The 11,969-nt window shown below is 71.9% G+C and carries 12 protein-coding genes; 5 read left to right on the plus strand and 7 right to left on the minus strand.

Translation table 11 applies throughout. The features are described 5' to 3' along the window. Both ACX9I7_RS21385 and ACX9I7_RS21390 read right to left on the minus strand, forming a co-directional pair. Complete coding sequence (locus tag ACX9I7_RS21385; protein WP_459388211.1) at positions 1 to 1,239, minus strand: serine hydrolase domain-containing protein; 1,239 nt, start codon at positions 1,237 to 1,239, stop codon at positions 1 to 3. A gap of 92 nt (positions 1,240 to 1,331) precedes the next feature. After that, a complete protein-coding gene (locus ACX9I7_RS21390; RefSeq protein ID WP_459388253.1) occupies positions 1,332 to 2,162 on the minus strand; it encodes a LysR family transcriptional regulator in 831 nt (276 codons plus the stop codon). A 122-nt stretch (positions 2,163 to 2,284) separates the two neighbouring features. On the opposite strand from ACX9I7_RS21390, the gene ACX9I7_RS21395 reads away from it, so the two are divergent. Next, positions 2,285 to 2,980, plus strand: a complete 696-nt coding sequence (locus tag ACX9I7_RS21395; RefSeq protein WP_459388212.1) for an SDR family NAD(P)-dependent oxidoreductase — start codon at positions 2,285 to 2,287, stop codon at positions 2,978 to 2,980. A gap of 4 nt (positions 2,981 to 2,984) precedes the next feature. Here ACX9I7_RS21395 and ACX9I7_RS21400 read toward each other — a convergent pair whose 3' ends face one another. The 3 genes from ACX9I7_RS21400 to ACX9I7_RS21410 all read right to left on the minus strand — a co-directional run bounded on the left by ACX9I7_RS21400 (position 2,985) and on the right by ACX9I7_RS21410 (position 5,935). After that, complete coding sequence (locus ACX9I7_RS21400) at positions 2,985 to 4,268, minus strand: LCP family protein (RefSeq protein WP_459388213.1); 1,284 nt, start codon at positions 4,266 to 4,268, stop codon at positions 2,985 to 2,987. After that, on the minus strand, positions 4,261 to 4,719 hold the full coding sequence (locus tag ACX9I7_RS21405) for a DUF6542 domain-containing protein (RefSeq protein ID WP_459388214.1): 459 nt from the start codon (positions 4,717 to 4,719) through the stop codon (positions 4,261 to 4,263). Before ACX9I7_RS21405 ends, ACX9I7_RS21400 begins: the two co-directional genes overlap by 8 nt. Before the next feature lie 292 nt (positions 4,720 to 5,011). Then, positions 5,012 to 5,935: a LysR family transcriptional regulator gene (locus ACX9I7_RS21410; protein WP_387576903.1), complete on the minus strand. Its 924-nt coding sequence runs from the start codon at positions 5,933 to 5,935 to the stop codon at positions 5,012 to 5,014. Positions 5,936 to 6,007: 72 nt separating this feature from the next. Here ACX9I7_RS21410 and ACX9I7_RS21415 point away from each other — a divergent pair, with 72 nt between their 5' ends. Beyond that, positions 6,008 to 6,604, plus strand: a complete 597-nt coding sequence (locus ACX9I7_RS21415; protein WP_387576905.1) for a maleylpyruvate isomerase family mycothiol-dependent enzyme — start codon at positions 6,008 to 6,010, stop codon at positions 6,602 to 6,604. A 176-nt stretch (positions 6,605 to 6,780) separates the two neighbouring features. After that, positions 6,781 to 7,455 carry a hypothetical protein gene (locus ACX9I7_RS21420; protein ID WP_387576907.1) on the plus strand — a complete coding sequence of 225 codons (675 nt, stop codon included), beginning with the start codon at positions 6,781 to 6,783 and terminating at the stop codon, positions 7,453 to 7,455. Between the two features lie 93 nt (positions 7,456 to 7,548). On the opposite strand, the gene ACX9I7_RS21425 is transcribed toward ACX9I7_RS21420, so the two are convergent. Together ACX9I7_RS21425 and ACX9I7_RS21430 are read right to left on the minus strand one after the other, a co-directional pair. After that, entirely contained in the window at positions 7,549 to 8,163 is a 615-nt protein-coding gene (locus ACX9I7_RS21425) for an RICIN domain-containing protein (protein WP_459388215.1), read from the minus strand. Positions 8,164 to 8,296: 133 nt separating this feature from the next. Then, a complete protein-coding gene (locus tag ACX9I7_RS21430; RefSeq protein WP_459388216.1) occupies positions 8,297 to 9,709 on the minus strand; it encodes an MFS transporter in 1,413 nt (470 codons plus the stop codon). 239 nt (positions 9,710 to 9,948) lie between these two features. Between ACX9I7_RS21430 and ACX9I7_RS21435 the strand changes: the two genes are divergently transcribed. Both ACX9I7_RS21435 and ACX9I7_RS21440 read left to right on the plus strand, forming a co-directional pair. Next, positions 9,949 to 11,460, plus strand: a complete 1,512-nt coding sequence (locus tag ACX9I7_RS21435; protein WP_459388217.1) for an LCP family protein — start codon at positions 9,949 to 9,951, stop codon at positions 11,458 to 11,460. 194 nt (positions 11,461 to 11,654) lie between these two features. Continuing rightward, entirely contained in the window at positions 11,655 to 11,942 is a 288-nt protein-coding gene (locus tag ACX9I7_RS21440; RefSeq protein ID WP_459388218.1) for a hypothetical protein, read from the plus strand. The last annotated feature ends 27 nt before the right edge of the window (positions 11,943 to 11,969 follow it).

The raw sequence follows: 11,969 nt of genomic DNA on the forward strand, positions 1-11,969 counted from the left end.
TTACCCGGCGTTCACCGTCTGACCGGCCGGACGGGACGCCGGCTTGGTGACCGCGTCCGCCATGCGCAGCACCATTTCCATCTGGGACTTGTCCCGGTGCGTGGGCGTCCAGGAGTACGCCACCCTGCGCTGGAGGTCCCGCGTCGCCACCACCGCCGAGTTGTAGCCGTACCTCTCCCCCGTCTTGCCCCACAGCGTCACTCCGTTCACCGTCACCGTCTGGAGGCCCATGCTGTAGGAGGCCGGGGAGCCGTCCGGCATCCGCACGTCGGCACCCGGCAGCGTGAACATCTTGTCGAGCGTCGCCTTGGGCAGCAGCTTGCCGGGGGTGAACAGGGCCGTGATGAACCGGTCCAGGTCACCCGTCGTGGAGATCAGCTCGCCCTCGCCCCAGGCCTCGGACTGGTCGAAATCCGTGGCGTCCTTCAGCGTGCCGTCCGACATCGCCAGGTATCCATGGACGTGCGGGCCGTGGATCTTCGGGTCGCGGCCCGGGAAGGAGGTGTGCCGGAGACCCAGCGGACGCAGGACGCGCTCGCCTATCGCCTTGGCGTACGGCTTGCCCGTCGTCTTCTCGATGAGCATGGCCGCCAGGACGTAATTCATCCCCCGGTACTCCTGCTTCGTGCCGGGCGTGAACTTCATGGGGCCGTCGGGCAGCATGGCCACGATCTTCTCGGGTGTCCACTGGTCGTAGCGGTGCTCGAGGATCCGCTCCGGGGTGTCCCTCTTCGGGATGCCCGCGTCGCTCTCGTCCGGCAGGCCGCTGGTGTGGTTGAGGAGCTGCGAGACCTTGATGGGCGCGTAGCTCTTGGGGAGCAGGCCCGGCAGGTAGTCCTGGACCGGCTTGTCCAGGTCGATCCGGCCCTCCGCCGACAGCTGGAGCACCACCGTCGCGACGAAGACCTTCGTGATGCTGCCCGCCCGGAAGGTGTCGTCCGCCCGGACGGGCGCGCCCGTCCTGATGTCCGCCACGCCCGCCGTGCCGTACCACTGGCCGGCCCTGCCGCCGACTCTCAGCTGTGCGGCCGTGGCCTGCGGGTGGTCCAGGTCGGAGATGGCCGCGCGCAGGGCCGCCGTGTCGAGCGGCGGGACGACGGACGCCGCCGGCCCGGCCGCCGTGGAGACGTCGGACTGCGGAGTGGCCGCGAACGCGGCGGGAGCGGTGGCACCGGCGAGGAGAGCGGCGGACAGAGCGGCGCCCACGAGGGCCCGGCGGGAAAAGAGGCTCGAAGTCATGAAGATCATGATTCCGGCGCCGGGCCCGGCCCGGCATCCGGTAACGACCCTGAGCCACCCCTGACGCACCCCTGATCAAGGACCAGGGGCGATCAGCTCAGGGGCCCAAGCGGCGGCGCGGAGCGCAGCGTCTCGGTGGCGATGTCCAGGAAGTCCGGCACGGGGCCGGTGCGACCGCTCTCCGGTACCGCGAGGCACGTCTCGACGGGCGGGGCGTCGGTGACCGTCAAGTAGACGAGGCCGGGGCGGGAGTACGAACGCGCGACGCTGACGGGGACGAGCGCGACGCCCTGGCCGGAGGCGATGAGCTCGAACTTCTCCTCCAGCGAGGACGGGCGCCGCGTCCTGCCGTCGAGGATCGGTTCACCGTCGAGATCGGCCAGGGTGAGGGTGTGGCGGCCGGCCAGGGGATGTGTCACGGGCAGGCACGCGACCTTGGTCTCGTGACCGATGGGGACGGTGCGCAGCCCCGAGTCGTCGAAGGGGCGCCGGAGGTACCCCACGTGCGCGCGGCCGTCGCGGAGCGGCGCGTCCCGCTCCCACCAGCGCAGCGGGAAGACATCGATCTCGACTTCCGGATGGCTCGCCGTGAACGCCCGGATCGCGTCCGACACGTGCAGGCCGGGCGAGAAGCCGACGACGAGCCGCTGCCCGCCCCGATGGGCCTCGCGCACGCGCCGCAGCGCCGTGTCCACCACCGCGGTGATCCTTGACGCCTCGTCATACAGCTGTTTCCCCGCCGGCGTCAGCTCGACGCTGCGCGTAGAACGCGTGAACAACGGGCATCCCAGCTCCCGCTCGAACGCGCGGATCTGCCGGCTGAGGACCGGCTGGGCGATGAACAGCGCCTGCGCAGCCCGGCCGAAGTGCCGGTGTTCGGCCACCGCGACGAAATAGCGGAGCTTCCGCAGATCCACGTCCACATCCAGATCCATACCGTGACGGTATCAATGCGGCCCGAAGGGTATTGGACGCCCGGCCGGTACCACTCGGAGACTTGCAGCGTTCGCGACACCCCAACTCGCCTACTTCCTTGAGGAATCAGATGCACAACGCCCGCAGGACAGCCCTCGTCGTCGGGGCTTCACGGACCCTGGGCCTCGGGCTCGCCGCCGAGCTCCTCCGTCGCGACTGGGACGTCGTCGGCACGGTCCGCGGCGGCCGGCGCACCGGCCTCCACGACCTGGCCGAAGCGTCGGGAGGGCGGCTGACCGTCGAGTCGCTGGAGATGACCGAGCCGGAGCAGGTCTCGGCGCTGCGCGACCGGCTGGCACGGCGCACTCTCGACCTGCTCTTCGTCAACGCCGCCATCACACGCGGCGACCTCCCGATCGGTCAGGTCCCGACGGACATGTTCACCGAAGTCATGATCACCAACGCGCTCGGCCCGATGCGCGTCGTGGAGTCCCTCGGCCCGCTGGTCGCGCCGACCGGCACCATCGGTGTCATGTCCTCCGACCAGGGAAGCGTCTCCCTGAACACCGAGGGCGGACAGGACCTTTACCGGGCCAGCAAATCCGCGCTGAACCAGTTGATGCGCTGCTATGCCGCCCGTCACGCCGAGGACACGCGGACGCTGCTGCTCATGGACCCCGGCTGGGTCCGCACCGAACTCGGCGGGCCCGACGCCGATCTCAGCGTGGAGGAGAGCGTTCCGGGGGTGGCGGAGACGATCGAGCGCCAGCAGGGGAAGCCCGGCCTCCACTTCCTTGATCACAAGGGACAGGTCGTGCCCTGGTAGCGCATCAGTCGACGCAAGGAATACCGCCTTCCCTCACCGATTCACCCGCGAAGCCGCCACCCGGCGACGGGGAGGAAGACGGGGGCGGGGTCGAGGGCGAAGACGAAGACGAGGACGGGGACGGGGGCGGGGTGGACCCGCCGATCCTCTCCCGCACGAGGGCCCGGATCTTGTCCTGGTCGACGAGTTCCACTTCCTCGTTGTTGCGCGTAGCGGGCCCTTCCGTCGGCAAGGTGTTGAACTCGACGTTGCCGCCGGTGAGATTGCCGGCCTGCCGGGCGAAGTCGATCACGTTCAGTTTGCTGTCGACGACCAGGTCCTTCTTCACCACCCCGAACAGGCCCCGCAGCTTGCCCAGGTCGTCGAAGACGCCCTGCGTCTTGAGCTTGTGGGTGACGGAGGAGAGGAACGCCTGCTGCCGGTGGGTCCGGTCCAGGTCGCCGCCGTCCAGCCCGTGCCGCTGGCGGACGAAGGCCAGCGCCTGCTTGGGGTCCAGCTCCTGGAGGCCGGCGGGGAAGTCGGCGCCGGAGTAACGGTCGCGCACCGGGTGCTTCAGGCACACCTGGATCGGCTGGAGCACCTTGGCGATGTCGTAGAAGCCCAGCAGGTTGACCTCGGCGAAGTGGTCGATCGGCACCCCGAGGAACTTCTGCACGGTGGCCAGGGTCGCCTCCCGGCCCGACTCCCTGCTCCCCGCCTCCAGATCACTGCCGCGTACGCCCTCCCGGTAGAGCCGCTCCCGGGCGCCGGTGTAGGCGTTGGAGTACGCCTCCTTGATCTTGAAGTGTCCCTGGGACGAGCCGTCGCCGTTGAAGGTCTGGACGTAGTCGTCCCGGGGGATGGAGAACGCCTGGACCTTTCCGCCGTCGGCGGGGATGTGCATCAGGATCAGGGTGTTGGTGTTGTAGTAGCCGATGTCGCTCGACCCCGCGTGGAGCTGGTCCTGGACGAATTCCTTCGGCAGGTCGTCGCCGTTCATGTCCTTGCGGGAGTCGAGGCCCATGAGCAGCAGGTTGACGGAGTCGTCGAGATGCCTCGGCGCGTTCCGCCCGACCCTGTCGAGGGCGTCGGAGGTGTGGAGACCGCCCGTGATCCAGCGGTACGCGGCCCAGGAGACGCCGCTGGTCGCCAGGACGGCGCCGGAGGCGAGGCCGGCGACGATCCGCCCGGCGACGACCGCGCGGGGTGTACGTCCGCCGCCCCGGTGCCGGGCGGATCGCCGTCGGCCTCGCCTCCGCCCACCGGTCCCCTCGACGCCGTGCCGTGCGGCATCCTGCCCTTCACGCACCGTTCCTCCTCGTGGTCCGCCGGTGCCGGATCCATCGCGCCGCCAGCACGACGAGGAGGGCGGCCTCGGCCGCCGCCATCGCCGGGAAGGCGTCGACGGCCCAGTGCACGGCCGCGGTCGCGAGCCCCTTGCCGTGGCCTTCCGCCGCGCCGCCGCTCAGTCCCTCGGCGACCGCCGTGATCGGCGCCACCACCAGCGGCGGGGCGTACACCACCCACCAGGCGCCCGCCCGCGAGCAGGTCGCGGCCGCGAGAACCGCGGCGACGACCGCTGTCACCACGAAAGCCCGGCCGGGCGCGGAACCGGTCAGCCCGTCCACGGCGATTCCGGCCACCGGCAGTGCGAGGGCGGCGAGGGCGACGGTCAGGGCCGTGCCACGGGACCGTGCCCGCGACCCGCGGCGTCTCCTGCCGTGCCGCGCGGCCACCGCAGGGCCCCGAGGGGTCGGCACCCGCCGCGTCGTCCGTATGCGGGGGCGTGACGGGTGGGCCCTTTGGTCTGCCGTCGGCATTCCGGATTGCATAGTTGCGCAATATAGCAAGTGTGGGTGTTACCGAAGGGGACGGGTCCTGCCGCCCGCGTCAGACGTGCCGACCAGTTCCCGCCAGTCCACCGCCAGCAGGCGGGCCGCCCGGGCTCGTCCTCACCGGCCTCCTCGCGGCCCTCGCGCCACGCCCCGCGCCGGACGGGCGAGTGAGAACCGGCCGCGGCTTCTTCGGAGCGGCTCCTTCAGACAGGCTCCTTCAGACAGGCGTGGAGCGGGCCGGTGGGAACGCCTGGCGCATGCGCGCGAGGAGGGCCTTGGCCGCCGGGGCGGCGGGGCCGTCCGCCGGCCAGGCGAGGGCGACCCGGCCACGGAGCCCCGGATCGGTGACGGCAAGGGTGCGCAGGCCCAGCGCGGCGGCCTCCTCGGCCGGCAGCTCGGGGAGGACGGCCACCCCGAGGCCACGGGCGGCGAGCCGGGCCAGTAGCTTCGGAGCGGCTCCCTCGAAGGCGACGCGGGGCGCGAACCCGGCCTGCTCACAGGCGTGTTCGAGCACCGCACGCAGGCCCGTGCCGCGCGGCAGGCTGATCAGTGAACGGTCGGCGAGCGCCCTCAGCGGGAGCGCGGCGCGACCGGCGGACGCGAGCAGCGGATCGTCCGGGGCCATGGCCGCGACCAGCGGCGTGTCGACGACGACCTGGAGATCGACGCCCGGCAGGGGGCCCTGGCCGGCGAGGCCGACGACGGCGAGGTCGAGTTCGCCGAGGCGCAGGGCCGTGAGCATCCGCTCGGACGTGTCCTCGGTGAGCGCTATCTCGACCCGTGGGTGGTCCTCGTGGAAGTCGGCCAGCACGGTGGCCACTTCGAATCCGTCGGCGACCGCGCCCGAGACGAGCCCGATGGTGACCTGCCCCCGCATGAGCCCGGTGAACTCGTCCACAGTCTGCCGCAGCCCCTCGACGGCCGCGAGCGCCGCCCGGGCGAAGGGCAGGACCGCCTCGCCCACGGCCGTCGTCGTCACGGTGCCGCCGGTGCGGTCCAGCAGGGTCTGTCCGAGTTCGCGTTCCAGCTGCCGGATCTGGGCGCTCACCCCCGGCTGGGCGAGGTGGAGGCGGGCGGCGGCGCGGGTGAAGTTGGCCTCCTCGACGACGGTGAGGAAGTACTTCAGCTGGCGGAGCTCCATAAGCGGGGATTCTAGTGGCGAGAAGCACCCGCTCTTGGACTTCTGACCGGCGGCTCGCCCAGGCTGGTGGTCATGACGAGCGCGACGATGGATGTTCGTACGGCGATAGCGTCGGAACGGCGTGAACTCGCCGATGTCCTCGATGACCTGACTGAGGATCAGTGGAACGCGCCCTCGCTGTGCGCGGGGTGGCGGGTGCGGGAGGTCGCCGCCCACATGAGCCAGGGTTTCCGGTACTCGTTCGGCAGGACGGCGCTGGAACTCGTCCGGTCGGGCGGCGGTCTCCACAAGATGACGGACCGCCTCGCGCGCCGCGACGCCGCCACCCTGTCCCGGCGCGAGATCACCCAGGCGCTGCGGGACAACGCCCATCACCCCTGGACGCCTCCGGTGGGCGGCCTGCCCGCGGCACTCGGGCACGACGTGGTCCACGGCCTGGACGTCACCGTCCCCCTCGGCCTCGGCCGCCGGGTCCCCGAGGAGCGTCTGCGGATCGTATTGCGGACCGTCCAGCCGCGCACGCTCCGGTTCTTCAAGGCGAAGCTCGAAGACGTCGAACTGCGCGCCACCGACCTGGAGTGGTCGTACGGCTCGGGCAGGACGCTGACGGGGCCCGCCCAGGAACTCCTGCTGCTCGCGTACGGGCGCGAACTCCCGGCAGGGCGGTAACGGATCGTCACCAGGTGCCGCACAGCAGGAGGTTGGAGGCCCTCAAAGAAGGGTGGGTGAATGCCGTAAAGGTGACGCATCGCATTTAACCCGTCACCCTTCCAGCGGTCCGCAGTTAACTCGAAGTGAAAGTACGCCGGTCATACGTGCGCCGGTGTCGACTGGAGGGGAATCCTGTGAGCATCATCCAGCGGGTCGCCGCGGCCGCCACGCTCGTCGTCACCACCATGGGTGTCGGCTGCGGAACCGCCTCGGCCGCTTCGGCAGCTTCAGGGCACGGCGAGGGTTACACGAACATCTACTGCAACAACCCGTACAACGCCAGCCTGGTCGACGCCTCCGGCGGAACGGCGGTGGTGCGGCAGGCGCAGGACCTCCTGGGTGTCGGCGTGGGCGGTGACGGGACGGGCGGTTCCGGCGCCGGCGGCACGGGCTCGGGCGGCAACGCCTCCAGCGGTGACGCCAGCGGCGGCTCGGCCGGGGCAGGCGGTGGCGGCAGCGTCTTCGGCGGCGGCAGCCCGGACGCCTCGGGCGGCAGCGGCACCAGCGGCCCGGCCTCCGGCGGTCCCGGCACGGGCGGCGTCGGCGCCGGCGGCCCGGGCAGCGGCGGCTCCGGCTCGACCAACGGCGCCCAGCACCAGGGGGCGACGGCCAACGGCGGCAAGGGCGGCACGGCGGACCTCTCCAACGTCCAGCAGGCCAACCACAACCGTTGCGGGCAGACCTCGGAGTCCCAGGTCAGCAACACGGTCGACAGGAGCACCACGATCGACGACAGCACGTCGATCGACAAGTCCGTCAGGACGAACAACCAGCGCTACGACCGCGTCGGCCGCCACCCGCAGCACTGAGGCAACGCGCCGAGCCGCGGCTGACGGTCCGACAGCGCGCCCCCGGGGGTGTTCCGCCGTGACGAGCACGGCGGAACACCCCCGCCTTCACGGTCAGGCCGGGTCGATCCGCCACCACTGCTGGGACTGGAAGTTCTTGGCCCACAGCTGCGCCCGGGCGCCGTCGCCGGGCACGTTGGTGTCGCGGTCCAGGACGGTGTTGCCGCCGTTGTAGAACAGGTCGTTGTAGAGCGCGAGGTCGTTCCGGAAGCCGAACCAGCGTTGTTGCGCCGTTCCGTTGCACTGCCACAGCTGCACCCTGGTGCCGTTGCGGCCGCCGCCGTTGGTGTCGGCGTCGAGGCACATGCCCCGGAACCGGACGCTCTCGACCGCCCCGTTGTCCCAGGAGATCCACGCCTGCTGGCCACTGCCGTTGCACTTCCAGACCTGCACCTTGGTGCCGTTGCCACCCGCGTTGGCGTCCGCGTCCAGGCACTGGCCGGGAGTCCGCTCGTAGAGGCTGACGATCCTGACGACCCCGGACCGGACCCGTGCCCCGAGGGTGAGGGCGCCTCGCTGGGCTCTCTGGAGCGAGGTCGCGGCGGCGTTACCGGTGTCCGCCGGTCGTGTGTCGCGGGGTGCGGCCGTGGCCGTGGCCGTGGCGAGGCTTGTTCCGGTGAGCAGCGTCGTCGTCAGCGTGAGACCGATCACCACGTGGCGAGGTGACATGGACGATCCCCTTCCCGATTCCGTCACGATTCCCGATTCCGTCACGAGCGCGCGACATGTCGTGGTCATGACTAGCCGGGCGGGCGGCGGCCGTCCATACACAGAACCGGCCACCCGCGGAACCCGGCCGCCCCTAGCGCCCCGCCCGCAGCGTCGCCACGCCCGCCAGCGCCGCGGCGGCGGCGAGGGTGAGGACGGGGAGCGGCGGCAGGACCGAGCCCGCGCCACGGCCGTCGCCCAGTTCGAGGGTGAGGGTGACGACGGCGATACCGAGAGCGGTGCCCAGGGCCCGGGCCGTGTTGACCATGCCGCCTCCCGTGCCGGACAGCTCTCGCGGCACGGCCCGCATCAGGGTCTCGTTGTTGGACGGGGTGAACAGGCCGAGCCCCAGGCCCAGCACGGCGAGCCAGCAGATCAGCCACCGGTCCACGGGGGAGGCGAACGCCAGTCCCAGCAGCCCCGCCATGGACAGCGCCGCCCCGGTCAGTGCGCGGCGCCGGCCGTTCCACCGCCGGGGAAGCAGGTGTTCCTGGAGGTTGGAGGCGAGCGCGAAAGCGGCGGGCAGCGCGCCGAGGAGCAGGCCGGCCCGCATCTCGCTCCCCCCGTGCCGCGTCAGCACCAGGGGGACGAGCACCAGCGGCCCGAAGAGGACGAGGTACCCGGCCAGGGCCCCCACCAGCCCCCAGCCGACCCGCCGGTCCCCCAGCAGCGACAGCGGCACCAAGGGTTCGGGGGCGCGTGCCTCACGCCGGACGAAACCCCGGAACGCCGCCGCCGACACCGCGAGCAGCACCACGCCGGACCAGCCCGGCAGCGGCGTGCCGGAGAACACCGAGACCCCGCCCAGCAGCGCGGCCGACGCCGCCGCGAGCCAGACCGTCCCTCGCAGGTCGAAGCGGGCGCCGCCGGCCCGTTCGACGGTCCGGGGCAGCAGGTAGCGGCCGAGCAGCGTCGCCAGGACGCCGACCGGCACGTTGATCCAGAACACCCAGCGCCAGCCCACCGTCGACACCAGCACCCCGCCCAGCGTGGGCCCGACCGCCAGGCCCAGCGCCTGTCCGCCCGCCTGCATGCCCAGCGCGGTGCGCAGCTTCTCGCGCGGGGCGACCAGGCTGACCAGGGCCACGCTGTTGCCCGCGAGCATGGCCGCTCCCAGCGCCTGTACGCCGCGGAAGCACACCAGGGTCGCCAGGTCGGGGGCCAGGGAGCAGGCGGCGGAGGAGAGCGCGAACAGGGCGAAGCCGTGGAGGTAGACCAGCTTGCGGCCCAGCACGTCCGACACATGGCCGACCGCGACCAGCACCGCCGCGGTGACCAGCATGTACACCAGTGACACCCATTGCACGGCGGCCAGCCGCTCGCCGAACTCCCGCTCCAGGCTCGGGTAGGTGAGGGTGACGATGCTCGCGTCCAGCTGACTCATGAAGCCGCCGAAACAGACCGTCAGCACCGCCAACTGCCAGGAGACGGGCGACTCCCGCACCCACTGGGGCCGCGCGCGCTCGCGCGGTATCCGCGTCCTCCACCCCGTGGGCCGGTCGTCCATGGAGAACACTGTCGGCGCGGGCCGGCGAGGACGGACAGCCGGGCGCACCCGTGGGCGCCGGGTTCACCGGATCGGCGCAGATACCGGTGTCGTGCGTGACCGTCGGTTCCCCCTCGGGTGGTTCCTGGAACCCGCAGGCCACGACCACCCCGACTCTTGCTACATTGCGCAACTGTACAACTGACGAGTGGGGCGAGCCGGCCGTTCCTCCCGGTAGCCACGCGGACGAAAGCGCACATATGACAGGCACATCGGTTGCCCCTCGGCGCCAGAGCCGACAGGCCATCCGTACCCGGGAGCGCCGGCGCGGCCGGGTGCGGCTCATCACCGCCATATCGGCGTCCACGGTCGTACTGATGGCGGCCGCCGGGGGCTGGCTCTACTACGAGTTCGACGGCAACATCGACAGCTTCGGCGCGGAAGGCCTTTCGAAGGACCGTCCCGCCGCCGGCTTCGGCGGCCAGAACGTCCTGGTCATCGGCTCGGACTCGCGCTCCGGGGACAACGCGCGGATGGGCGGCGGAGGCGACGACTTCGGCCGCTCGGACACCGCCTTCCTCCTGCACGTCTACGGCGACCAGAAGCACGCCGTCGCGGTGTCCATCCCCCGCGACAGCCTCGTCGACATCCCCTCGTGCCGGCTCCCCGACGGCACATGGACGGCTCCGCAGACCGGCGTGATGTTCAACTCGGCCTTCTCGGTCGGGCGCACCGCGAAGGGCAATCCGGCCTGCACGCAGAACACGGTGGAGAAGCTGACCGGTCTGCGCGTCGACCACACGGTCGTCGTGGACTTCGTGGGCTTCTCGAAGATGACGTCCGCCGTCGGCGGCGTCGACGTCTGCCTGCCCAACGACGTCTACCAGGGCGACCTGAACCCCAACCTCGGCTCCAAGGGCCGGCTGATCTTCCCCAAGGGCCCGCGCACGGTCTCCGGCCAGGAGGCCCTGGACTATGTGCGGCTGCGGCACGGCATAGGGGACGGCTCCGACATCGGCCGCATCAAGCGGCAGCAGGCGTTCGTCGCCGGCCTCATCAAGAAGGTGAAGGGCCAGGGCTTCAGCCCCACCACCCTGCTGCCGCTGGCGGACGCGGCCACCAAGTCCATGACGGTCGACCCCGGCCTCGACTCGGCCCGCAAGCTCTTCTCCTTCGCGATGTCGATGAAGGACATCGACCTCCACGACACCAAGTTCGTCACCCTGCCCTGGCAGTACCAGGGCAACCGGGTGGCGATCGTCCACCCCGACGCGGACGCCCTGTGGGACGCGATCAGGAACGACCGCACCATCGACGGCCGGAACGCGCGCGGCAAGCAGGACGACAAGCCGCCCGCACCGGCCACCGCCGGCCCGTCCCCCGTGTCCGGCTCGGGCATCAGCGTGGCCGTTCGCAACGGCACCGCGACGCCGGGCCTGGCCGCCCGCGCGGCCGAGATGCTCAAGGGCAGCGGATTCACCGTCACCGGCACCGCCAACAGCCCCTCCCGTCAGGGGGCGGCCACGGCCGTCACCTACGGCCCCGGGCAGCAGGACCACGCCCGGACCGTCGCCCGCTTGTTCCCCGGGGCGGAACTGCGCCCCTCCGGCACGCCCGGCGTCACCGTCACCCTGGGCCAGGCGTACGCGGCCGACCCGGCCGCCGCCGGCCCGGCGTCCGCCACGCCGGTGCCCACGGCCGTGCCCAGCCAGGTGGCGGGCACGGCCCGGTCGGCGGACGACGACGTGTGCTCCAACCTGTCCTACGGGTGACCGGGAGCGCCCCCGTCCGCCGGCTCCGGTGATCCGAAAGGGGAGGCGAGGCGAGCCTCGGCATGACAGGATTGCGGAGTTGCGCAACTGGGCAAGTGTTGTGCGCCGGGCACGCGATCGCACGAAGGGGGCGGCAGTTGGCGCAGGGCAGGACGACATCGACAGGTGGTACCGACTTGCGCCTCGGGGCGGTCGTGTCCGAGATCGAGGGGCTGTACACCGCCCTCCGCACCACGCCCGGCGGACCCCGACGGGACCGGATCCTCACCGACCTCGCCCAGGCGGGCCGGCGCCTGACCGCCCTCGCCCTCGATCCGCGGCGCGATCGCGGCGGCGTACCGCCCCGCTCCCGCTGGGAGCGGCGCCGCCATCTCGCCTCGCGGGGAGCCGAATTGGTCTCGGCCTTCCTCACCGGCTGGGCCGAGGGCGGGCGGAGCGGCGACAGGGAGGCGACGCACACGCCGGGGAGCCGTCAACCGTAAGGCCACTACGGGCGCGGCGCCCCCTCC

The sequence above is a fragment of the Streptomyces sp. L500 genome, assembly GCF_054551825.1.